This window comes from Pseudomonas sp. 57B-090624, from assembly GCF_003234055.1.
GTDB lineage: Bacteria > Pseudomonadota > Gammaproteobacteria > Pseudomonadales > Pseudomonadaceae > Metapseudomonas > Metapseudomonas tohonis.
Genome location: NZ_QKRU01000056.1, coordinates 1 through 23660 on the forward strand (window position 1 = coordinate 1; position 23660 = coordinate 23660).

Annotated in this window: 19 protein-coding genes and 1 rRNA gene; 16 read left to right on the plus strand and 4 right to left on the minus strand. The window is 66.7% G+C overall.

The genetic code is table 11. The features are described 5' to 3' along the window. The 3 genes from DMX10_RS23190 to DMX10_RS23200 form a co-directional block, all read right to left on the minus strand. Nucleotides 1-77 (minus strand): 16S ribosomal RNA (locus tag DMX10_RS23190); the annotation flags it as partial. A gap of 509 nt (nucleotides 78-586) precedes the next feature. Further along, a complete protein-coding gene (locus DMX10_RS23195) occupies nucleotides 587-1810 on the minus strand; it encodes a CaiB/BaiF CoA-transferase family protein (RefSeq protein WP_111263332.1) in 1224 nt (407 codons plus the stop codon). A gap of 70 nt (nucleotides 1811-1880) precedes the next feature. Then, nucleotides 1881-3062, minus strand: coding sequence for an acyl-CoA dehydrogenase (locus tag DMX10_RS23200; protein WP_111263298.1), 1182 nt, complete (start codon nucleotides 3060-3062; stop codon nucleotides 1881-1883). Between the two features lie 184 nt (nucleotides 3063-3246). Between DMX10_RS23200 and DMX10_RS23205 the strand changes: the two genes are divergently transcribed. The 13 genes from DMX10_RS23205 to DMX10_RS23265 all read left to right on the plus strand — a co-directional run bounded on the left by DMX10_RS23205 (nucleotide 3247) and on the right by DMX10_RS23265 (nucleotide 19332). Continuing rightward, nucleotides 3247-4155: a LysR family transcriptional regulator gene (locus DMX10_RS23205; RefSeq protein WP_111263299.1), complete on the plus strand. Its 909-nt coding sequence runs from the start codon at nucleotides 3247-3249 to the stop codon at nucleotides 4153-4155. 213 nt (nucleotides 4156-4368) lie between these two features. Continuing rightward, entirely contained in the window at nucleotides 4369-6135 is a 1767-nt protein-coding gene (locus tag DMX10_RS23210) for a DUF1302 domain-containing protein (RefSeq protein ID WP_111263300.1), read from the plus strand. 25 nt (nucleotides 6136-6160) lie between these two features. Next, the gene (locus DMX10_RS23215) at nucleotides 6161-7531 is read left to right on the plus strand and encodes a DUF1329 domain-containing protein (protein ID WP_111263301.1); all 1371 of its coding nucleotides are present in this window, start codon (nucleotides 6161-6163) and stop codon (nucleotides 7529-7531) included. A gap of 177 nt (nucleotides 7532-7708) precedes the next feature. After that, on the plus strand, nucleotides 7709-10267 hold the full coding sequence (locus tag DMX10_RS32825; protein WP_158545621.1) for a LuxR C-terminal-related transcriptional regulator: 2559 nt from the start codon (nucleotides 7709-7711) through the stop codon (nucleotides 10265-10267). Between the two features lie 520 nt (nucleotides 10268-10787). Continuing rightward, on the plus strand, nucleotides 10788-11909 hold the full coding sequence (locus DMX10_RS23225) for a Re/Si-specific NAD(P)(+) transhydrogenase subunit alpha (RefSeq protein ID WP_111263302.1): 1122 nt from the start codon (nucleotides 10788-10790) through the stop codon (nucleotides 11907-11909). Between the two features lie 12 nt (nucleotides 11910-11921). Next, nucleotides 11922-12236: an NAD(P) transhydrogenase subunit alpha gene (locus DMX10_RS23230; RefSeq protein ID WP_021217425.1), complete on the plus strand. Its 315-nt coding sequence runs from the start codon at nucleotides 11922-11924 to the stop codon at nucleotides 12234-12236. A gap of 2 nt (nucleotides 12237-12238) precedes the next feature. Then, a complete protein-coding gene (locus DMX10_RS23235) occupies nucleotides 12239-13675 on the plus strand; it encodes an NAD(P)(+) transhydrogenase (Re/Si-specific) subunit beta (RefSeq protein WP_111263303.1) in 1437 nt (478 codons plus the stop codon). Nucleotides 13676-13938: 263 nt separating this feature from the next. Continuing rightward, on the plus strand, nucleotides 13939-15432 hold the full coding sequence (locus DMX10_RS23240) for an acetyl-CoA hydrolase/transferase family protein (RefSeq protein WP_111263304.1): 1494 nt from the start codon (nucleotides 13939-13941) through the stop codon (nucleotides 15430-15432). A gap of 311 nt (nucleotides 15433-15743) precedes the next feature. Next, nucleotides 15744-15959: a DUF1127 domain-containing protein gene (locus DMX10_RS23245; protein ID WP_111263305.1), complete on the plus strand. Its 216-nt coding sequence runs from the start codon at nucleotides 15744-15746 to the stop codon at nucleotides 15957-15959. 252 nt (nucleotides 15960-16211) lie between these two features. Further along, nucleotides 16212-16421, plus strand: coding sequence for a DUF1127 domain-containing protein (locus DMX10_RS23250; protein WP_111263306.1), 210 nt, complete (start codon nucleotides 16212-16214; stop codon nucleotides 16419-16421). A gap of 111 nt (nucleotides 16422-16532) precedes the next feature. Then, the gene (locus tag DMX10_RS23255; protein ID WP_111263307.1) at nucleotides 16533-16850 is read left to right on the plus strand and encodes a DUF2388 domain-containing protein; all 318 of its coding nucleotides are present in this window, start codon (nucleotides 16533-16535) and stop codon (nucleotides 16848-16850) included. A gap of 182 nt (nucleotides 16851-17032) precedes the next feature. Then, a complete protein-coding gene (locus DMX10_RS23260; protein ID WP_111263308.1) occupies nucleotides 17033-17353 on the plus strand; it encodes a DUF2388 domain-containing protein in 321 nt (106 codons plus the stop codon). Nucleotides 17354-17385: 32 nt separating this feature from the next. After that, nucleotides 17386-19332, plus strand: a complete 1947-nt coding sequence (locus tag DMX10_RS23265) for a DUF4105 domain-containing protein (RefSeq protein WP_111263334.1) — start codon at nucleotides 17386-17388, stop codon at nucleotides 19330-19332. A 385-nt stretch (nucleotides 19333-19717) separates the two neighbouring features. Here DMX10_RS23265 and DMX10_RS23270 read toward each other — a convergent pair whose 3' ends face one another. After that, the gene (locus DMX10_RS23270) at nucleotides 19718-20119 is read right to left on the minus strand and encodes a GFA family protein (RefSeq protein WP_111263309.1); all 402 of its coding nucleotides are present in this window, start codon (nucleotides 20117-20119) and stop codon (nucleotides 19718-19720) included. 72 nt (nucleotides 20120-20191) lie between these two features. Between DMX10_RS23270 and DMX10_RS23275 the strand changes: the two genes are divergently transcribed. From DMX10_RS23275 to DMX10_RS23285, 3 genes are all read left to right on the plus strand, one after another. Further along, nucleotides 20192-21163, plus strand: a complete 972-nt coding sequence (locus DMX10_RS23275; protein ID WP_371921723.1) for an AEC family transporter — start codon at nucleotides 20192-20194, stop codon at nucleotides 21161-21163. A 268-nt stretch (nucleotides 21164-21431) separates the two neighbouring features. Continuing rightward, nucleotides 21432-22739 (plus strand): CitMHS family transporter, encoded by a 1308-nt coding sequence (locus DMX10_RS23280; RefSeq protein WP_111263311.1) that lies wholly within the window; start codon nucleotides 21432-21434, stop codon nucleotides 22737-22739. Between the two features lie 106 nt (nucleotides 22740-22845). Next, nucleotides 22846-23607: a TerC family protein gene (locus DMX10_RS23285; protein ID WP_111263312.1), complete on the plus strand. Its 762-nt coding sequence runs from the start codon at nucleotides 22846-22848 to the stop codon at nucleotides 23605-23607. The last annotated feature ends 53 nt before the right edge of the window (nucleotides 23608-23660 follow it).

Sequence of the window (23660 nt, forward strand, 5' to 3'; positions counted from 1 at the left end):
CCACTCATCCGCTCGACTTGCATGTGTTAGGCCTGCCGCCAGCGTTCAATCTGAGCCATGATCAAACTCTTCAGTTCAATACTGCTTGGGTTTTGAGAAAACCCTAAACTTGGCTCAGCAATCGCAAGTAAACTCTCGAATTCACGAGTGTTACTTGTGTTGCTGATAATCAGTCGACTACCAGTCTTACATCACAAGCACCCACACGAATTGCTTGATTCAAGTTGTTAAAGAGCAATTTCGATCAAGTCTTTCGTCTCAACCGAGGCCGCGCATTCTACAGCAGCCTTTCTTTCTGTCAAGCTGTTTTTCGAAGAATTTTTTCTTTCTACTCAACGACTTGCGCTTCAGTTGACTTCGTCTTCTTCAGCGAGGGGCGCATTCTACATCACCCCAGTACCGCGTCAAGTTGTTTTTGGAAAATTTCTTTTCGTTTCAACAACTTACTCGCTTCGGCGGAGCTTTCCGCTTCAGCGAGGCGCGCATTCTACATGAGCGGGGATGGGTGTAAACCCCCATTTTGAAAAAAGCTGAATCTTTTGTTCAAACGGTCAGGAATCCCCTTTCCCTCTATATATAGAAGGGATCAGATAACCTGCTTGTCGCGCAGCGTGGCTATAGCGCCGCCGTCCAGCCCCAGTACCCGCGCGAGCACCTCATCGGTGTGTTCGCCCAAGCGCGGCGGTGCGAGACGGTATTCGACAGGGGTGTCAGACAACCGCAGCGGACTCGCCACCTGGGCCACCAGCCCCGACAGCGCGTGCGGCAGCTCCACCTTCAAGCCACGGGCCAGCACCTGGGGATCCTCGAACACCGCCGCCAGGTCGTTGATCGGCCCACAGGGCACGCCAACCTCCTCCAGCGCCGCCACCCACTCGGCCGTGGTCTTGAACACGGTGGCCTGGCGGATCAGCGGGATCAGCTCGGCCCGGTTCGCCACCCGCGCCTTGTTGGAAGAAAAACGCGGGTCGTCGGCCCACTCCCGGTGGCCGGCGACCTCGCAGAACTTGCGGAACTGCCCATCGTTGCCGACGGTGAGGATGAAATCCCCGTCTGCGGTGGGGAAGTCCTGATACGGCACGATATTGGGGTGCGCATTCCCCAGCCGGCGAGGCGCGTTCCCCGTGGTGAGGTAGTTCATCGCCTGATTGGCCAGGCAAGCCACCTGCACGTCCAGCAGCGCCATGTCGATGTGCTGCCCACGCCCGGTCGTCCCGCGCGCGGTCAATGCAGCGAGGATGGCGACGGAGGAATACAGCCCAGTGAGGATATCGGTCAGGGCCACTCCCACCTTCACCGGACCGGCCCCCTCCTCGGCATCCGAACGCCCGGTCAGGCTCATCAGCCCACCCAGCCCCTGGATCATGAAGTCGTAGCCCGCGCGCTTGGCGTAGGGCCCGAACTGGCCGAAGCCGGTGATGGAGCAATAGATAAGGCGGGGATTGATCGCCTTCAGGGATTCGTAGTCCAGTCCATAGGCCGCCAGCCCGCCCACCTTGAAGTTCTCGATGAGGATGTCCGACTCCGCCGCCAGCTTGCGCACCAGCGCCTGCCCCTCCTCCTGAGTGAAATCGATGGTCACCGACTGCTTGTTGCGGTTCGCGGAAAGGAAGTACGCGGCCTCGCTGGTATCCCGGCCATCGGCGTCCTTCAGATAGGGCGGGCCCCAGGAGCGGGTGTCGTCCCCGGCCCCCGGTCGCTCGACCTTGATCACCTCGGCGCCGAGGTCGGCGAGTATCTGCCCGGCCCAGGGCCCGGCCAGCACACGGGAAAGATCGAGCACGCGGATATGCGAAAGGGCACCGGCCATGGAATCACCCAAAGGAGAAGGAAGGACAGGCACCACGCCCTCTATATATAGAGGGAGTGGCAACTCCGGATCAGAAGAACGCCTGGATACCGGTCTGCGCGCGGCCGAGGATCAGCGCGTGCACGTCATGGGTCCCCTCGTAGGTGTTGACCACCTCCAGGTTCACCAGGTGACGGGCGATACCGAACTCGTCGGAAATCCCGTTGCCGCCGAGCATGTCGCGGGCCAGGCGGGCGATGTCCAGCGCCTTGCCGCAGCTGTTGCGCTTCATGATGGAGGTGATCTCCACGGCGGCGGTGCCCTCGTCCTTCATACGACCCAGGCGCAGGCAACCCTGCAGGGCCAGGGTGATCTCGGTCTGCATATCGGCCAGCTTCTTCTGGATCAGCTGGTTGGCCGCCAGCGGACGACCGAACTGGTGGCGGTCCAGCACGTACTGGCGCGCGGTGTGCCAGCAGAACTCGGCGGCACCCAGGGCGCCCCAGGAAATGCCATAGCGGGCAGAGTTCAAGCAGGTGAACGGCCCCTTCAGGCCACGCACCTCGGGGAAGATGTTCTCCTCGGGGACGAACACGTTATCCATCACGATCTCACCGGTGATGGACGCCCGCAGGCCCACCTTGCCGTGGATGGCCGGCGCGCTCAGGCCTTCCCAGCCCTTCTCCAGCACGAAGCCACGGATATCGCCGGCATCGTCCTTGCCCCAGACCACGAAGACATCGGCAATCGGGCTGTTGGTGATCCACATCTTGCTGCCGGTCAGGCGGTAGCCGCCCTCCACCTTGCGCGCGCGGGTGATCATCGAACCCGGGTCGGAACCATGGTTCGGCTCGGTCAGGCCGAAGCAGCCGATCCACTCGCCGCTGGCCAGCTTCGGCAGGTACTTCTGCTTCTGCGCCTCGCTGCCGAATTCGTTGATCGGCACCATCACCAGGGAAGACTGCACGCTCATCATCGAGCGGTAGCCGGAGTCGATGCGCTCCACCTCGCGGGCGATCAGCCCATAGCACACATAGTTCAGGCCACTGCCGCCGTACTCCGCCGGGATGGTCGCGCCCAGCAGGCCGACCTCACCCATCTCGCGGAAGATCGCCGGGTCGGTCCTTTCATGGCGGAAGGCTTCCAGCACACGGGGAGCCAGCTTGTCCTGGGCGAACTGCTCGGCGCTGTCGCGCACCATGCGCTCCTCTTCCGTCAGTTGCTGGTCCAGCATCAGCGGGTCGATCCAGTTGAAAGAAGCCTTGGCAGCCATGGAGGAATCCTCGGTAAGCGGTGGATGCGGAACGGGTCGCGCCCGTCTTGTCGTATGCATTCATCCTAGACAGTGCCGGCCGCCAGGAGCAAACGAGGATTTCGCACCCTCTTGTGCTAATTTCTCACTCCGAAATCGCACGAGCCGCCGTTTACGCCACTCAATTGTGAGGCAGAGGTACAGCATGCGCCGCAAGATCCCCAGCACCAGTGCCTTGATCGCCTTCGAATCCGCCGCGCGGCACCAGAGTTTCACCAAGGCCGCCGAAGAACTGGCCCTGACCCAGAGCGCCATCTGCCGGCAGATCGGCGGGCTGGAGGAATTCCTCGGCCTGGAGCTGTTCCGCCGCTCGCGCCGTGGCGTGAAGCTCACCGAGGCCGGCCTCGCCTACTCCCGCCGCATCGCCACCCAACTCGACGCCGTGGAGCGCGACACCCTCGCCGTGATGGGCCAGCAGGGCGCGATGGCCATCGAACTGGCCGTAGTGCCCACCTTCGGCACGCAATGGCTGGTTCCCCGGCTGGCGGATTTCCAGCGCCTGCACCCGGAAGTGACGGTCAACCTCACCAACCGCACCCGTCCCTTCCTCTTCGCCGACACCGCCTTCGATGCCGCGCTCTACTTCGGCGACGCCGACTGGTCGGGCACCGAATCCCACTTCCTCATGCACGAACACTCGGTGCCGGTGTGCAGCCCGCGCCTGCTGGGTGGCCGCGAGCGCCTCAGCGCCAGCGAGATCGCCGGCCTTCCGTTGCTGCAACAGACCACCCGCCCCTATGCCTGGCGCCAGTGGTTCGGCTCCCTCGGCCTCAACGTCCCGCGTGACATGAGCGGCCCGCGCTACGAGCTCTTCTCCATGCTCGCCCAGGCGGCCACCCACGAGATGGGCATCGCGCTCATCCCGCCCTTCCTCATCCAGCGCGAACTGGCCGACGGCAGCCTGGTCGCCGCCCTGGACCACAGCTTCCGCAGCGACAAGGCCTATTACCTGATCATCCCCGAGCGCAAGGTCGAATCCGCCGCCCTGGGCGCCTTCCGCGACTGGCTGGTGGAAGCCGCGCGCCTCTACCGCCAGCAGGCCGGCCAGGACTGAGTCCACACGCCCGCCACTGTCACGCAAAGTAGCAGCCCGCCAGGCCGTATCGTCCCACCCGCTCCCCATCGCCCTGAAAAGCCCCCGCACAGGCCCGTGCGAGCGCTGGCATCACCCACCCGGGTGATGGGTGAAATCGCCCGTTCAGGCAGTTATGGGCAGACTTTCGGCTGATTAGCATGAGGCCTCCTTCATCCTTCACTGGAGAGCCGCATGACAACAAGAACAATGCGCGGAATCTTCCGGCCGCACGCGCTGGCCGCCGCCGTGGCACTGGGATTCACCGCCCCCTCGTACGCCGTCACCTTCAACATCGGGGAGATAGAAGCGCAGTTCGACTCATCGCTGTCGGTCGGCGCGAGCTGGGGCACCCGCGCGCCGGACCCGGAATTCATCTCCACCGCCAGCGGTGGCGAAGCGCTCTCGCGCACCTCCGACGACGGCCGCCTCAACTTCAAGAAGGGCGAGACCTTCTCGAAGATCTTCAAGGGCATCCATGACCTCGAACTGAAGTACGGCGACACCGGCGTCTTCATCCGCGGCAAATACTGGTACGACTTCGAGCTGAAGGACGAGCACCGCGAGTTCTACGACATCGACGACCACAACCGCAAAGAGGGCGCCAAGTCCTCGGGCGCGCAGATCCTCGACGCCTTCATCTACCACAACTACAACCTGGGCGACCTGCCCGGCAGCGTGCGCGTCGGCAAGCAGGTAGTGAGCTGGGGCGAGAGCACCTTCATCGGCAACTCGATCAACAGCATCAACCCCATCGACGCCGCCGCCTTCCGCCGCCCCGGGGCGGAGATCAAGGAAGGCCTCATTCCGGTCAACATGATCTACGTCTCCCAGAGCCTGACCGACAGCCTCTCGGCCGAAGCCTTCTACCAGCTGGAATGGGACCAGACGGTGGCCGACAACTGCGGCACCTTCTTCTCCACCTCCGACGTGGTCGCCGACGGCTGCACGGACCGCCTTATCGTCAACGGCCCCGACCTGCCGCCCGGCGTCTCCACCAACACCGGCGCCACCCTCTACATCCCCCGCGCCGGCGACAAGGACGCCCGCGACAGCGGCCAGTTCGGCGTCGCCCTGCGCTGGTTCGTGCCGGAGTTCAACGACACCGAGTTCGGTGCCTATGCGATGAACTACCACAGCCGCGGGCCGGTGTTCAGCACCATCCGCACCACCACCCCGAGCCTGGCGGTCATCCCCGGCGCGCCGGGTGCCCGCTACTTCATCGAATACCCCGAGGACATCCGCCTCTACGGCGTGAGCTTCCAGACCAACATCGAAGGCACCTCGGTCGCCGGCGAGCTCAGCTTCCGCCCCAACATGCCGCTGCAGCTCAACAGCACCGACCTGTCCTTCGCCGCCCTGGCCGTCCCCTCCTCGCCGATCTTCGAGAGTGGCCACGGCAGCAACACCGCCGGCGCCATCCTCCACGGCTACGAGCGCAAGCCCGTCACCCAGGCCCAGGTCACCGCCACCCAGTTCGTCGACCAGGTCATGGGCGCCAGCCGCCTGACCCTGGTGGCCGAGGTCGGCTACAACCACATCGGCGGCCTTGACGACGACATGGGCTCGCTGCGCTACGGCCGCGACCCGATCTACGGCCCCGGCCAGCTCTCCTCGCAAGCCACCTGCCTGGCGCTCACCGCCACCAGCCCGGCGCAGCGCGAGTGCAACGACAAGGGCTTCTACACCAGCAGCTCCTGGGGCTACCGCGCCCGCGCCGCCCTGGACTACAGCAACGTCTTCGCCGGCATCAACCTCACCCCCAGCCTCGCCTGGTCCCATGACGTCGACGGCTACGGCCCCAACTTCAACGAAGGCAGCAAAGCCATCAGCCTCGGCCTCAACGCCGAATACCAGAACACCTACACCGCCAGCCTCAGCTACACCGACTTCTTCGGCGGCCACTACAACACCACCACTGACCGCGACTTCATCGCCCTCAGTTTCGGCCTGAACTTCTGATCAACGACCGCATAGGACTCGCACAATGAGAACCACAAGAATCCTGCAAGGCGGTGTGCTGGCCCTCAGCCTGCTGGCCGCCACCGTGATGGCCGCGGTATCGCCCGACGAAGCCGCCAAGCTCGGCACCAGCCTCACCCCGCTGGGCGCCGAGAAGGCCGGCAACGCCGACGGCAGCATCCCCGAATGGACCGGTGGCCTGCCCAAAAACGCCGCCGCCATCGACGCCAACGGCTTCCTCGCCGACCCCTTCGCCAGCGAGAAACCGCTGTTCACCATCACCGCCGCCAACGCCGCGCAGTACAAGGACAAGCTCTCCGAAGGCCAGCTGGCGATGTTCAAGCGCTACCCCGAGACCTACAAGATCCCGGTCTACACCACCCACCGCACCGCCGCCGCGCCGGACGCCATCTACGCCGCCGCCAAGCAGAGCGCCCTCAACACCCAGCCGGTGGACGGCGGCAACGGCCTGTCCAACTTCGCCGCCAGCCACTACTACGCCTTCCCGATTCCCAAGGACGGCGTCCAGGTGCTGTGGAACCACATCACCCGCTACCGTGGCGGCAACGCCCGGCGCCTGGTGGTGCAGGTCACCCCGCAAACCAACGGCTCCTTCTCCCCGGTGCAGTTCCAGGACGAAGTCGCCTTCCCCGGCGACATGAGCGACCTCGACCAGGACAAGGCCGCCAACATCCTCCTCTACTTCAAGCAGCGGGTCCTCGCGCCCTCGCGCCTGGCCGGCAACGTGCTGCTGGTCCACGAGACCATCGACCAGGTCAAGGAGCCGCGCCTGGCGTGGATCTACAACGCCGGCCAGCGTCGCGTGCGCCGGGCGCCGCAGGTTGCCTACGACGGCCCCGGCACCGCCGCCGACGGCATGCGCACCGCCGACAACTTCGACATGTTCTCCGGCGCGCCCGACCGCTACGACTGGAAGCTCATCGGCAAGAAGGAGATGTACATCCCCTACAACAGCTACAAGCTCGACTCCACCTCCCTCAAGTACAAGGACATCGTCCAGGCCGGCCACATCAACCAGGACCTGACCCGCTACGAGCTGCACCGCGTCTGGGAAGTCGAGGCCACGCTGAAAGCCGGCGAACGCCACATCTACGCCAAGCGCCACATGTACATCGATGAAGACAGCTGGCAGGTCGCCCTGGTCGATCACTACGACGGTCGCGGCCAGCTGTGGCGCGTCGGCGAAGGCCACGCCGAGTACCACTACGGCCAGCAGGTCTCCGGCTACACCCTGGAAGCCCTGTACGACATCATCGCCGGCCGCTACATCGCCCTGGGCCTGAAGAACGAGGAGAAACACGGCACCGAGTTCGGCTTCAAGGCCAGCGGCGCCGACTACACTCCGGCCGCCCTGCGCAACGCCGGCATCCGCTGACCGAACCAAGGCTCCAACCGCTGCAAGCGCGCCCCGGCATGCCCGGGGCGCGTGCATTGCGGGGCTGCGTTATGGCGCACAATCATTCGCGGCCATAGCGCTTCACCTGCCGCTGCCTTGGGTCTAGTCTCAATGACCACGGTTCATCCCATAACAACAACATCCGCGAGAACCGCCATGCCCCGCAGCAGCTCCGGCGTTCCGTCCGTTCGCGCCCCCCACCCCAGCATCCCGCGCCTGCCGCCGGCCCATGTGCCGCGCCCCCGGCTGACCGAACGCCTGCTCGCCGAACAGAGCCGCCTGCGCCTGCTCTGCGCCCCGGCCGGCTTCGGCAAGAGCGTGCTGTTCAGCGAATTGCTGCTGGGCCTGCGCGACCCCGAACAGGTGCTCTGGCTCAACCTCGCCGGCCAGCCCCTGCACCCCGAACAGCTGCTCGCGCAGATCGCCGGCGCCCTGCAGCGCCCGGTTCCCGACCTGCCCGCGCCGCTCGCCCTGCTGCAACTGCTCGATGGCGGCGGCAAGCCGCTGTGGCTGGTGCTCGACGACTACCCGAGCCAGCCCCCGGCGGAACTCGATGCCTGCATCGACCAACTGCTCGCCCGCGCCCTGCCCAACCTGCAGCTGCTGGTCAGCGCCCGCCAGCGGCCGGACTGGAACCTGCCACGCCTGCTGCTGGCCGGCGAACTGCAGGAACTGGACGCCACCCACCTGGCCCTGACCCGCGACGAACTGGAGCGCCTGGTCGACCAGCTCGCCCCCCAGGCCAGCGAAGCCCAGCGCGAGGAACTCTGGCAGGAGAGCGAAGGCTGGTGCGCCGGCGCCCGCCTGCAGCTGTCCAGCCGCAATCACCCGCACGGCCCCGGCACCGCTGCCGCCGCCAGCCATTGCTGGCTCAAGGAATACCTCGACCACGAACTGCTCGCCCGCCTGGGTGACGAGGAAGCCCGCTGCCTGTTCGCGCTGGTCCACCTGCCCAAGGTCTCCGCCGAACTGTGCCGCCAGCTGTGGGAGGAAAGCGACGGCGCCGAGCTGTTCTCGCGCCTGCTCGCCCGCCAGGCCTTCTGCATGCCGCTGGACGAGGACGGCCACTGGTACCGCGTGCTGCCCGCCGTGGCCAAGGTCCTGCACAACCGCATCTCGGCGACCGCCGCGGCCCACCTGCACCTGGCTGCGTGCCGGGTGTTCATCGCCGCCGGCCAGGTGGAAGACGCCATCGAACAAGCGCTGTGCGCCGGGCAACCGGAAGTCGCCGCCAACTACCTCGAACACCTGGGCCAGGAATGGCTCACCGGCGAGCAGCACCTCGCCCACCTGCTCGCCTGGCGCAGCCGACTCCCCGCCCTGCTGCTGGAGAGCACGCCGCGCCTGCTCACCCTCAACGCCTGGGCCCTGCTCCTGGCTTGGCGCCTGGACGAAGCCGAGGACTGCATCCACAAGCTCGGCCGCTTCCTGCCCCAGGCCGACGGCCGCCGCAACCGCAAGCTGCTGGCCAACTGGCAGGCCCTGCACGGCGTACTCGGCGCCCTGCGCGGCCGCCCCGGGCAGGACGCCGCGCTGCACTGCCAGCAAGCCCTGGAGCACCTGCCCGAGCGGGACTGGATGCCGATCCTGCTGTGCCACTCCGCCCTCGCCCGCATCGCCATGGCCAGCGGCCAGCCCGACCTCGCCCCGGTGCGCCTGCACGACGCCCTGGAGATCGCCCGGCGCCAGGGCAGCCTGCTGTTCGAAACCCTGATCAACCTCGACCGCACCCGCCTGCTGCTGCTGCGCGGCGAGTTCGCCCGCGCCCAGGGGCTGGTCACCCAGAGCTTCGCCCTGATCGGCCAGCGCAAGGCGGTGGACGGCCTGCTGCTCGGCCGCCTGCACCTGATCCAGGGCGAACTGCACCTGATCCACGGCCGCCTCGACGACGCCGAGACGGAACTGCGCATCGGCCTGGAACAGGCCCTGGAATGCGCCGACCCCTTCGCCCTGCACGGCTACCTCGGCCTCGCCGAACTCCGCTCGCGGCGCGGCGAGTTCGACCAGGCCTTCGCCCACCTGCGTGATGCCGAGCGGGAAATGCATTGCCGCCAGGTCTGGCGCCTGTCCTTCAACGGCGTGCTCAGCCTGCAGAGCATGCGCGTGCTCGCCCGGCAGCAGCGCTGGGACCGCGTCGAACCGGTGGGCCTGCGCATCCAGCGCTACTTCGAGGGCGACAGCCCCTGGATGCCACCGCTGGACTACCCCACCCTGCCGTTGCGCAACCTGCTCCTGCTGGCCCGGGGGCACCTGGCGGCGGGCCGCGCCGAACAGGCCGAGGCGATGCTGCGCCCCCTGCTGCAGCGCTGCGAATTCCTCCAGTACCGGCCGCTGGCCTGCGAAGTCGGCCTGGCGCTGGCCGAGGCGGCCCGCTGGCTCGGCCTGGACGATGCCGCCAACCTGGAGCGCGAGGCTCGCCAGCAAGCCACCAACCTCGGCATGCAGGGCCTGCTGCAGGAGTGGCCCGCCGCCGGCCAGCCCGGCGAGCGCAGCGGTGCGGCGGGTGCGGGCGACCACAGCAACCTGCTCAGCCAGCGCGAACGCTCGGTCCTGCAGCTGCTCGCCGAGGGCTTCTCCAACCAGGAGATCGGCAGCTACCTGTTCATCTCGGTGAACACGGTGAAAACCCACACCAAGAAGATCAACAGCAAGCTCGGCGTAAAGCGCCGCACCCAGGCGGTGATGCGCGCCAAGAGCCTCGGCCTGCTGGTTTGAGGCGCAACCGCGACAATCCACCACAGGGCGCGTCCGTCCTTCCTGCACTTCCCCCTCTGGAATGGGCTTTTCAGTGATATTTGACCCTGTAGTCAATTATTCATCAAAGCTACACAAGCCCCGTTTTCCAGACACTTATGGCAACTATAAAAAACGCTGACTAACAGTCGCGCCGCCAATAACGGCAGGATGTCGCGGCCTCCCCAGTGGGTCCGGCATGGCCTGATGGACAGCCATTCATGTCAGGGATGTCATTTCCCGCCCACAGGGCCTCCGGATAGGCTTCGCAGCCAGTCCGGGCGGTGCTTTGAATCAAATGGCCGTTTCACCGGTCAATTGGTGACTTGTAGTTACTGCCGCGTTTAGCTTCAGAACTCCTTGAAGCACTCGCGGTTCGCCTGCAAAATGCCGCGCCCGCCGGTTCGCACCCTGTGCACCAGCGGTTTTGTGCTGATCCGCCCCCGCCAGAGCGCCAACGTAGTGCGCTGGTCAATCACAACGATCACGCAGGAGAATTTACGTGCACATCGGTGTTCCTCTCGAAACCCTGGCCGGTGAAACGCGGGTAGCCGCGACTCCCGAGACCATCAAGAAACTGATCGGCCAAGGCCATCAGGTCACCGTCCAGAGCGGTGCCGGCGTCAGCGCCAGCATCACCGACGCGGCCTATGAAGCCGTCGGCGCCACCATTGGCAGCGACGCCGCCGCCTTCGGCGCCGACCTGGTGCTGAAAGTCGTGGCCCCGTCCGATGCCGAACTGGCCCTCATGAAGGCCGGCGCCGTGCTGGTCGGCATGCTCAACCCGTTCAGCAACGAGACCATCGCGCGCATGAATGCCCGCGGCATCACCGCCTTCGCCCTCGAAGCGGCGCCGCGCACCTCCCGCGCCCAGAGCCTCGACGTGCTGTCGTCCCAGGCCAACATCGCCGGCTACAAGTCCGTGCTGCTGGCCGCGCATCACTACCCGCGCTTCATGCCGATGCTGATGACCGCCGCCGGTACCGTGAAGGCCGCGCGCATCCTCATCCTCGGTGCCGGCGTCGCCGGCCTGCAGGCCATCGCCACGGCCAAACGCCTGGGTGCGGTGATCGAGGCGTCCGACGTGCGCCCCGCAGTGAAAGAGCAGATCGAATCCCTCGGCGCCAAGTTCGTCGACGTTCCCTTCGAGACCGACGAAGAGCGCGAATGCGCCCAGGGCGTTGGCGGTTACGCCCGCCCGATGCCGGCCTCCTGGATGGAGCGCCAGGCTAAGGCGGTGCACGAGCGCGCCAAGCAGGCCGACATCGTCATCACCACCGCACTGATCCCGGGCCGCAAGGCACCGACCCTGCTGCACGAGGCGACCGTCGCCGAAATGAAGCCGGGCTCCGTGGTCATCGACCTGGCAGCGGCCCAAGGCGGCAACTGCCCGCTGACCGAGGCCGAGCAGGTCGTGGTCAAGCACGGCGTCACCATCGTCGGCTACAGCAACCTGGCGGCCCTGGTGCCGGCGGATGCTTCGGCCCTCTATGCGCGCAACCTGCTGGACTTCCTCAAGCTGGTCCTCGACAAGGACGGCCAGTTCCACGTCAACCTCGAAGACGACATCGTCGCCGCGTGCCTGATGTGCCGCGACGGGCAAGTCGTCCGCACCAACGGCTAAGGGGCAGCGGACATGGATATGATTTCTGACGGCATCTACAACCTGATCATCTTCGTGCTGGCGATCTACGTCGGCTACCACGTGGTCTGGAACGTCACCCCCGCCCTGCACACCCCGCTGATGGCCGTGACCAACGCCATCTCGGCGATCGTGATCGTCGGCGCCATGCTGGCTGCCGCCCTCACCGTCACCCCGCTGGGCAAGGCAATGGGCACCCTGGCCGTGGCGCTGGCCGCGGTCAACGTCTTCGGTGGCTTCCTGGTCACCCGACGCATGCTGGAAATGTTCAAGAAGAAAGCGCCCAAGGCGTCGGCGGAGAAGCACTGACCATGAGCATGAACCTGATCACTGTTCTCTACCTCGTCGCCTCGGTGTGCTTCATCCAGGCACTTAAAGGCCTGTCGCACCCGACCACGTCCCGTCGCGGCAACCTGTTCGGCATGATCGGCATGGCCATCGCCGTGCTCACCACCATCGGCCTGATCTGGAAGCTGGGCGCCGAGCTGGCCACCCAGGGCATCGGCTACGTCATCGTCGGCCTGCTGGTCGGCGGCACCGCCGGCTCGATCATGGCCAAGCGCGTTGAAATGACCAAGATGCCGGAGCTGGTCGCCTTCATGCACAGCATGATCGGCCTGGCCGCCGTGTTCATCGCCATCGCCGCCGTCATCGAGCCGCAATCCCTGGGCATCGTTGCCGCCCTGGGTGATGCGATCCCGGCCGGTAACCGCCTGGAGCTGTTCCTCGGTGCAGCCATCGGCGCCATCACCTTCTCCGGCTCGGTGATCGCCTTCGGCAAGCTCTCGGGCAAGTACAAGTTCCGTCTGTTCCAAGGCGCACCGGTCCAGTTCAAGGGCCAGCACCTGGTCAACCTGGTGGTCGGCCTGGCCATCATCGGCCTGGGCCTGTACTTCACCCTCACCGGTGACATCCGTGCCTTCGCCCTGCTGGTGGCCCTGTCCTTCGTCATCGGCGTGCTGATCATCATCCCGATCGGCGGCGCCGACATGCCGGTGGTGGTGTCGATGCTCAACAGCTACTCGGGCTGGGCAGCCGCCGGCATCGGCTTCTCGCTGAACAACTCGATGCTGATCATCGCCGGTTCGCTGGTGGGCTCCTCGGGCGCGATCCTCTCCTACATCATGTGCAAGGCGATGAACCGCTCGTTCTTCAACGTCATCCTCGGCGGCTTCGGTGCCGATGCGGATGCCGGCGCCGCCACCGGCAGCAAGGAGCAGCGCCCCGTGAAGTCGGGCTCCTCCGACGACGCGGCCTTCCTGCTGACCAACGCCGACACCGTCATCATCGTTCCCGGCTACGGCCTGGCGGTGGCCCGTGCCCAGCACGCGCTGATGGAACTGGCCGAGAAGCTGACCCACCGTGGCGTGACCGTGAAGTACGCGATCCACCCGGTCGCCGGCCGCATGCCGGGCCACATGAACGTCCTGCTGGCCGAGGCCGAAGTGCCGTACGAGCAGGTGTTCGAGATGGAAGACATCAACTCCGAGTTCGGCCAGGCCGACGTGGTCCTGGTGCTCGGCGCCAACGACGTGGTCAACCCGGCTGCGAAGAACGATCCGAAGTCGCCGATCGCCGGCATGCCGATCCTCGAGGCCTACAAGGCCAAGACCGTGATCGTCAACAAGCGCTCGATGGCCAGCGGCTACGCCGGCCTGGACAACGAACTGTTCTACCTCGACAAGACCATGATGGTCTTCGGCGACGCCAAGAAGGTCATCGAAGACATGGTCAAGGCGGTCGACTGACCCCTGCCCCGCACCACCGAAAACCCCGGCCACGCGCCGGGGTTTTCTTTTATGAGCCCCAGGGAGCAAGAGACCACACCGTAGGATGGGTAGAGCGAAGCGAAACCCATCGCCAAGCCGTGCCGAATCGCGAATGAATTCGCTCCTACCTCCTTTCGTACCCTCCATTCATGCGCGCGCTCTTCGACCTTGGTATAGAAGGCGCCGGCCCGGAGAGCCCCTAGACTGCGCGGCTCGTCTCCCCCGTTGCCCGAGGTTCCCCCATGCACCCTGATCGCGTACGCCTGCCCTCTCTGCTGGGCAAGGTAATGAGTGCGGCCGATGCCGCATCCCTCATCGAAGACGGCATGACCATCGGCATGAGCGGCTTCACCCGCGCCGGCGAGGCCAAGGCCGTGCCGCGCGCGCTGGCCGAGCGCGCCAAGCAGCAGCCGCTGCAGATCACCCTGATGACCGGGGCGAGCCTGGGCAACGACCTCGACAAGCAACTCACCGAAGCCGGCGTGCTGGCCCGGCGCATGCCCTTCCAGGTGGACAGCACCCTGCGCAAGGCGATCAACGATGGCAGCGTCATGTTCATCGACCAGCACCTGTCGGAAACCGTCGAACAGCTGCGCAACCACCAGCTCAAGCTGCCGGACATCGCCGTGATCGAAGCCGTGGCCATCACCGAGGAGGGCCACATCGTGCCCACCACCTCGGTGGGCAACTCCGCCAGCTTCGCCATCTTCGCCAAGTGCGTGATCGTCGAGATCAACCTGGCCCACGACACCAACCTCGAAGGCCTGCACGACGTCTACATCCCTACCTACCGGCCGACCCGCACGCCCATCCCGCTGACCCGCGTGGACGACCGCATCGGCACCACCGCCATCCCGATCCCCCCGGAGAAGATCGCCGCCATCGTCTTCACCGAACAGCCGGACTCGCTCTCCACCGTGCTGCCGCCCGATACCGAGACCCAGGCCATCGCCGACCACCTGATCGGCTTCTTCGCCCGCGAGGTCGAGGCCGGGCGCCTGTCCAACAGCCTGGCGCCCCTGCAGGCCGGCATCGGCAGCATCGCCAACGCCGTGATGTGCGGGCTGATCGACTCGCCCTTCGAAGACCTCAGCATGTACTCCGAGGTGCTGCAGGACTCCACCTTCGACCTGATCGACGCCGGCAAGCTGCGCTTCGCCTCCGGCAGCTCCATCACCCTCTCCGCGCGCCGCAACGCCGATGTCTTCGGCAACCTCGAGCGCTACAAGGACAAGCTCGTGCTGCGCCCGCAGGAGATATCCAACCACCCCGAAGTGGTGCGGCGCCTGGGCATCATCGGCATCAACACCGCCCTGGAGTTCGACATCTACGGCAACGTCAACTCCACCCACGTCGGCGGCACCAGGATGATGAACGGCATCGGCGGCTCGGGGGACTTCGCCCGCAACGCCCACCTGGCCATCTTCGTCACCAAATCCATCGCCAAGGGCGGCGCCATCTCCAGCGTCGTGCCCATGGTCAGCCACGTGGACCACACCGAGCACGACGTCGACATCCTCGTCACCGAACAGGGCCTGGCCGACCTGCGCGGCCTGGCCCCGCGCGAACGCGCCCGGGCGATCATCGACCACTGCGTGCACCCGGACTACCGTGCGGCACTGGACGACTACTTCGAGCGCGCCTGCGCCAAGGGCGGGCACACCCCCCATCTGTTGCGCGAAGCCATGGACTGGCACATCAACCTGGAAGAAACCGGGCGCATGCTCGCCAGCTGAATCGGTACAGCGGACTTTTTGCTGACGAACAGGTCAAAAAACAGCTCCCGGTAAAAGGCCAACTGTACTGCTGCCAATCCCTGCCGAAGTTCGCTTCGGCAGTGAAAAATCCGGTTTCCCGTCGTTCGCCGAGGGTTTCAACGGGGCACCAATACAGCTGATCGAAATTTCGCAGGCACAGTTAGTTAGCTTGCTCAGTACCACCCGTACAATTTCAGTCAGCTGTGACTACTGGGTCGTTTGTTCTGGACAGAAAATAGGCACCAGACAAACCCCTCTAGCCCCGCCACAAGCGGGAAGGAAGCGCCACCATGGAACGTACCCTCAGTTCCGACCTGATCCTCAGCTCCTCCGAATCCAGCGCCAAGGCCTCCTGGCCGCTGCGCGTCATCTCCACCCTGCTGATGTGGCAGCGTCGCATCTCCAGCCGCCATCAGCTCGCGATGCTCGACTCCCGCCTGCTGGCCGATGCCGGCATCAGCGAGGCGCAGCGCGAACTGGAGCTGAACAAGCCCTTCTGGCGCTAAGCCCGAAGCGGCGCCAGCCGCACTGCAACACCTGACAGAACCCGCCGCAGAGGTATCGCCGGCGGGTTTCGTTTTTTCGGGGCCTCGAAACGCGAACGGAACAGCCCGGCGCAATAAGGCCGATACAGTTGCCGCCATGCAGCCACTGACCCAATACAATTGCGCCCCGCTGTCCCTGCCGCCAAGCGCTGCGGCGCGCGAACATGGTCTCCCATAACCCGAACCCGCCCTGGAGCGGGAAGGAAGACCGCCATGGAACGCAGCTTCGTTTCCCCTGCCCCCGCCGAATCCCCCCGGCAGCGCACCCCGCTGGCCATTCGCCTGTTCGCCCGCGTAGCCGAATGGCAGCGCAACATGCGCACCCGCCATCAACTGGCACAGCTGAACGCGCAGCAACTGGCGGATATCGGGCTCAGCGAGTGCGACCGCAGCCAGGAGCTGGACAAGCCCTTCTGGCGCTAGGCGCTGCCGCCACCCGTGCCACCACTGGAACGACTCCCGCCGCTTCGCTAGGCTCTACGCCACGGGGCGCTGCGCGTGCAGCGCCCTTCGTCCCGCACAGGAGTTATCCCCATGCCCCTCTCCCGCCTGCTCGGCGCAGCCGCACTGCTGGCCCTGGCCACCAGCGCCTCGGCCACCAGCTTCGTGGTCACCACCGATGCCGTCGTCGGTGCCCTCGGCGCCACCTTCGATGCCACCTCGGACGTCACCTCTTCCCTGCGCGACGACAAGCTCGTCCTCGCCGCCCGTGACGACGCCGCCAGCTTCGTCGCAAGCGCAGGCGACATCCGTGGCGCACGCCTGGAAGCCGCACTCGTGCACATCCGCAGCCTCCAGCCGCAGCTGCAGGCCAGCGACCTGCAACTGGCCCAGGCCATCCTCGCCCTGTGACGCCCCTCCCGGCGGGCGCTCCCCGCGCCTGCCGGCCCTGGCCGTGAACCCCGCATTCCGCTAGCCTTGGCGCCCGCCGCGCCCCGGGCCCGGCGCCCCCCTGCGCCGCTTCGCTCGGTTTGAACTGCGCCTGGGGTTTTCCGTCCAATGACCCGTACAGTTTTCACCTTCGGAGAGATCCAATGCGTCGCACGCTGATTGCCGCCGCCACCGCCCTCACCCTCGTCGCCGGCGCCGTCCAGGCACAGACCCTGGTTGCCACCAGCAACATCATCGTCCGCGCCTTCGGCCGCAGCATCGACTTCACCTCCGATACCACCACCTCGATCCGCGACATGAAGGTGATCCGCGAAGCCCGCGACGACGCCGCCAGCTTCGTCGCCAGCGCAGGCGACATCCGCGGCGTCCAGCTGGAAGCCGCCTTCAACACCCTGCGCGAGCGCCTGCCGGAGGCCCGCGACGCCAGCGACGAGACCCTGGCCCAGGCCATCCTCGCGCTCTGACCGCCGTCTTGGCCGTGCGCCTGTCCACTGTCCTGCGCCGGGTTTGCCTGGCGGGGTTGCTGGCGAGCGCAACAGTTCGGGCCGAGTTGCAATTGGACCTGAACAGTGACGGCCTGAGCGCGCCCCAGCGCCAGGCCAGCCAAGCGTTGCTGGATGAAGCCCTCGCCGCCCTGCCACCGAGCTTCGTCCAGCGCCTCGACCGCCGCGTCGAGGTCGCCTGGGCCGATGACCTGCCCGACAACGCCTACGGCCGCGCCACCCGCATCGACGCCCTCGACCTCAACCGCGCCCTGCTGCCGGCCCTGGCCGATGGCAGCGCCGCCACCGAGAAGACCCACCGCCCCCACGGCACCGTGCGCCGCGAACTGCTGGCCACCGTCCTCCATGAACTCACCCACCTCTACGACCGCGCCCGCTGGCGCACCCCGGCCGAGCGCAGCCTGCAGTTCCGCTGTGGCCTGGCTGCCGGCAGCACCGGCCTGGTGGGGCAGCGCAGCGAATGCCGGGGGCAGGTGGCGCGGCGCTTCAGCCTCAGCGACGACCCGCGCCTGCTCGACCTCGCCGGCTGGCCGCAACGGGTCGGCCGGCGCGGTGACCGCGAGGCGGAGAACCACCAGGTCGCGCGCAGCCCGGATCTCTACGAGCTGAGCAACCCGCGCGAATTCATCGCGGTGAACATGGAGTACTTCCTTCTCGACCCCGCCTTCGCCTGCCGCCGCCCGGCGCTGTACCGCTACCTGCGCCAGCACTTCGGCTGGGCCCCCGCGCAGCAGGCCGAGTGCGCCGGGGAGCTGGCCTACCTCAACGCCGGACGCGACTTCGGGCGCGAACCCCTGGGGCGCCTCGACCCCGAGCGGGTCTATGAAGTGGACTACCTGTTCGCCGAAGCCAACGACAACTGGGTCAGCCGCTGGGGCCACAGCATGCTGCGCCTGGTCATCTGCGCCCCCGGCCGGCCACGCGGTCCCGACTGCCGCCTCGACCTCGACCAGCACCTGGTGCTGTCCTACCGCGCCTTCGTCGGCGACGTGCAGCTCTCCAGCTGGGACGGCCTCACCGGCGCCTACCCCTCGCGCCTCTTCGTGCTACCGCTGTCCCAGGTGATCGACGAATACACCAAGGTGGAAATGCGCAGCCTCGCCTCGGTGCCGCTCAAGCTCGACCGCGAGCAGGTGGAGCAACTGGTGGAGCGCGCCGCGGAGATGCACTGGAGCTACGACGGCGACTACTGGTTCCTCTCCAACAACTGCGCGGTGGAAACCCTCAAACTGTTGCGCAGCGGCACCGCCGACCCGCGCCTGGCCGACCTCGACAGCATCATGCCCAACGGTTTGCTGGCCCTGCTCGAAGGGCGTGGCGTGGCCGACCCGGAACCGCTGCGCGACCCGAAGGAAGCCCTGCGCCTGGGCTACCGCTTCGACTCCTTCCGCGACCGCTACCAGGCCATGTTCAGCATTGCCCGCGAGCGCCTGAAGCTGCCGCAAGCCGACGTGGAAACCTGGCTCGACCTGCCCGGCGACCAACGCCGCCCCTGGATCGCCGACGCCGACCTGCGCGCCAGCGCCGCCCTGCTGCTGCTGGAGCAGGCGGCCATGCGCAAGCAGATGCTGCTGGCCCAGGACGAACTCAAGCGCCGTTACCTCGACAGTCGCGAGAAGCTCGGCAATGCCGAATTCTCCCGGGCCGGCGGCACCCTGGAGCAGATCCTCGCCAACAGCGGCTTCCTCAGCCGCCCGGCGGACATGCTCGAAGGCGGCTACGGCCTGCCCCAGGCCAGCGAGTGGCAGCGCCTGGAGGCCGAGAGCAACAGCCGCCAGCAGAAGCTGCGCAGCCTCACCGACGACCTCGACCGCGAAGTGCGCCACCTGATCGACCCGCGCATCCTCGCCGAACTGGACGCCGTGCAACTCAACCTCGACCAGCTCAGTGCCCACCTGCGCCAGCTGCACAAGGACGCCGGCGGGCTCGAGCTGCCCTGACGGTTTTCCCCACGGCTAACCCCACCGGTGGGCTGAAGCCCACCCTACGATCAAGGCGCAGCCGATAGGGAATGACTAGCGCCGGGAACCATCCGCGTGGGTTTCGCTCCGCTCTACCCACCCTACGTGGCGTGAGCCCCGCAGGTCGGGGGCAACCCGGCGTTTCGTGCACAGAACCTTGGTGGGTTTCACCCGCCCTGCGCAGGCGCTGCCGTGACGGATGACCACACCGTAGGATGGGTTGAGCGAAGCGATACCCATCACCACGATGGTGAATGCGATGAGGGACATCCCCCAAGCGCAAGGCGTCCAGGGCGGCTTTGTATCCGCTCGGCCCGATTGTTCCGTGACCCCGTTGTTTAGCCACAGGGGCGGCATGGGCCGGCTACAGGGTTTCTTCCTGCTCTTCCGGCAGGCCCGGGTCCAGGTGCAGCCAGGGCAGGCGGCTGCGCACCCAGATGTGCCGGTCCGGCAGGGCCTCGGCCACGTCGTCCAGGGTGGCGATGGTCACGTCCATGGTGCCGGGGGCCTGCTGGGTGAAGAGGCCGAGCAGGCAGCCGCAGCCACCGCAGAAATAGCGCGAGCAGCCGGGGGAAGAGTGGTACTGCGCCGGCTCGCCACGGGTCCAGGTGAAGGACGCCAGCGGCACGCTGATCCAGGTGGTGACGATGCCGCCGCTGGTGCGCCGGCAGTCCGAGCAGTGGCAGTGGGCGATATCGGTGAGCGGGGCGTCGAAGCGGTAGCGCAGCCGCCCGCAATGGCAGCCGCCCATATGGACCTGGGTCATGGGTACGTCCTCCTGTGCAGTGGGAAAACCTAGACGCTGGAGAGCGCCTCGGCCAATGGTCGGCTTGCGCATGTGCGCGGCGTTGCACAAGATGGCCGCCTCCCGACCGGACCACCGGAACCCGATGTGACCACACTGCTGGCAGCCCTCTGGCCCCTCTTCGCCCTGATCGTCGGCGGCTACGCGCTACGCCTGAAGGGCTTCCCCGGCGATGCCTTCTGGCCCGCCGCCGAACGCCTGAACTACTTCATCCTGTTCCCCGCCCTGCTGTTCAGCAGCCTGGCCACGGCGCCGCTGGACAACCCCGCGCTGCCGCGCCTGGCCCTGGCGGTGCTGCTGGGTCTGGGCGTCGGCTGGGTCGCCCTGCTCCTGGCCCGCCGCGTGATGGGCTGGCCGGCGGCACGCTTCGGCGCCATCACCCAGGGCGTGCTGCGCTTCAACACCTACCTGGGGCTGGCGGCCATCGGCAGCCTGTTCGGCAAGGAGGGCCTGGCCATCGCCGCCCTGATGCTGGCGCTGATGGTGCCGACGGTGAACCTGCTGTCGGTGTGGTCGCTCACCGCCGAGCGCGGCGTCAGCGCCAGGGGCCTGCTGCTGCCGATCGCCAGGAACCCGCTGATCCTCGCCTGCCTCGCCGGCGCCGCCTACAACCTCGCCGGCCTGGGCCTGGGTGGCGGCATCGACCGGCTGCTCAACCTGCTGGCGGTGGCCAGCCTGCCCCTGGGCCTGCTCTGCGTCGGTGCGGCGCTGCAGCCCCGCGAGCTGGGCGGCGAGCTGCCCGCCCTGGGCTGGAACTGCGCGGTGCGCCTGCTGGCCATGCCCGCCCTGGCCTTCGCCGTGGCGTACCTGCTCGGGCTGCCGGCCATGGAGAGCAGCATCCTGGTGCTGTTCTTCGCCCTGCCGACGGCACCCACCGCCTATGTGCTGACCCGCCAGCTGGGCGGCGACGGCCACCTGATGGCGGGCATCATCACCCTGCAGACGCTGCTTTCCGGCGCCACGCTGGTGGCCGTGCTGGCGCTGCTGCAGGCTGGGCCGGGCTGACCGCCCGTCCGGATTTCGCGGCACGTTCACCGCCCGTTCGCCGCGAAAGCTGGCTGAAAGCTTCGCCCCTTAGCATCGCCCCACCGCCGGCGAAGACCGGCCGCCGGGCGCTGCATCCGCTACGCCCGGCAACCCCGACAACAACAAGATGGGTGATTGCCATGCTCCGCTCCTGCCGCCTTCACGGCCTCGTTCCGCCCCCTCTCCGTACCCGACCCGCGCGCTGATCCAGCCCCGCCCTCGCCCTCGCCCTCGTCCGGAGATTCCCATGCTGACCTTCCTCGGCTTCGCCATGGTCATGACCTTCATGTACCTGATCATGACCAAGCGCCTGTCCGCACTGATCGCGCTGATCATCGTCCCCATCGCCTTCGCCCTGCTCGGCGGCTTCGCGGCCGGCATCGGCCCGATGATGCTGGAGGGCATCGGCAAGCTCGCGCCCACCGGCGTGATGCTGATGTTCGCCATCCTCTACTTCGCCCTGATGATCGACTCCGGGCTGTTCGACCCCGCCGTGCGCGCCATCCTGCGCCTGGTCAAGGGCGACCCGCTGAAGGTCTCGGTGGGCACCGCCGCCCTGGCGCTGATCGTCTCCCTCGACGGTGACGGCGCCACCACCTACATGATCTGCGTGGCCGCCCTGCTGCCGCTCTACAGCCGCCTGGGCATGAGCCCGCTGATCATGGCGGGGCTGATCATCCTCGCCGGCGGCATCATGAACATGACCCCCTGGGGCGGCCCCACCGCCCGCGCCGCCAGCGCCCTGCACGTGGACCCGTCGGACATCTTCGTGCCGATGATCCCGGCCATGATCGCCGGCTCCCTGGCCCTGTTCGGCCTGGCCTGGGCCTACGGCAAGCGCGAGCGCGCGCGCCTCGGCGTGCTGCAGCTGCCGGACGAGCCGGCCGCCCACGACGAGATCAGCGTCTCCCAGTACCCGGAAGCGCGCCGGCCGAAACTCCTGTGGGTGAACGCGGCGCTGACGGCCGCGTTGATGGTGACGCTGATCGCCGGCCTGCTGCCGCTGCCGGTGCTGTTCATGATCGCCTTCAGCATTGCCATGATCATCAACTACCCCTGCCTGCAGCAGCAGAAGGAGCGCGTCGCGGCCCATGCCGGCAACGTGCTGGCGGTGGTGGGGCTGATCTTCGCCGCCGGCATCTTCACCGGCATCCTCACCGGTACCGGCATGGTGGAAGCCATGTCCAAGAGCCTGCTGGCGGTGATCCCGCCCTCCCTCGGGCCCTACATGGCGGTGATCACGGCGCTGGTGAGCATGCCCTTCACCTTCTTCATGTCCAACGACGCTTTTTATTACGGCGTGTTGCCGGTGCTCGCCGAGGCGGCGGCCCATTACGGCATCAGCCCGGTGGAGATGGCGCGGGCCTCCATCGTAGGCCAGCCGGTGCACCTGCTCAGTCCGCTGGTGCCTTCCACCTACCTGCTGGTGGGCCTGGCGAAGATCGAATTCGGCGACCACCAGCGCTTCACGTTGAAGTGGGCGGTGATGATCTGTCTGTGTATCCTGCTCGCCGCACTGTTACTCGGCGTGTTCCCGCTGTTCGGTACACACTGAACCGCAGGCGACGCGCCCTCGCCGAAGCCGGAAATGCGCCTGCGCACGTTCCGGCTTCGTCGTGCTCCAACCCCCTGACCGCTGAAACACACGAGGAATCCGCATCATGGAATGGCTGACCAGCCCGGAAATCTGGGTCGCCTTCTTCACCCTGACCGCCCTGGAGATCGTCCTGGGCATCGACAACATCATCATGATCGCCATCCTCGTGGGCCGCATGCCGCCGCACATGCAGGCGCGCACCCGCTTCTTCGGCCTGGCGCTGGCGATGGTCACCCGCATCCTCCTGCTGCTGTCGATCACCTGGATCATGCGGCTCACCGCCGACCTGTTCCATATCTTCGGCCAGGGCATCTCCGGACGCGACCTGATCCTGTTCTTCGGCGGCCTGTTCCTCCTATGGAAGAGCAGCACCGAGATGTACCACAGCCTCGAAGGCGAGGATGAAACCGAGCAGCCGCAGGCCGGCGGCGTCGCGCGCAACTTCATCGGCACCATCATCCAGATCGCCATCATCGACATCGTGTTCTCCCTGGACTCGGTGATCACCGCCGTGGGCATGGTTTCCCATGTGCCGGTGATGGTCGCCGCGATCATCGTCGCCGTGCTGGTGATGATGGCCGCCGCCGGCACCATCAGCGACTTCATCGACAAGCACCCGAGCCTGAAGATGCTGGCGCTGTCCTTCCTGGTGGTGGTCGGCACCGTGCTCATCGCCGAGTCGTTCGAAGTCCACGTGCCCAAGGGCTACGTCTACTTCGCCATGGCCTTCTCCCTGGCCGTGGAAGCGCTGAACATCCGCATGCGCACCGCACGCGGGCGCAAGGAAGACCCGGTCAAGCTGCGCAAGGACATCCCGGGGGAATAAGCACGGGCGTGACCGCCAGCTGAAACGAGAACGGGGCCGAATGGCCCCGTTTT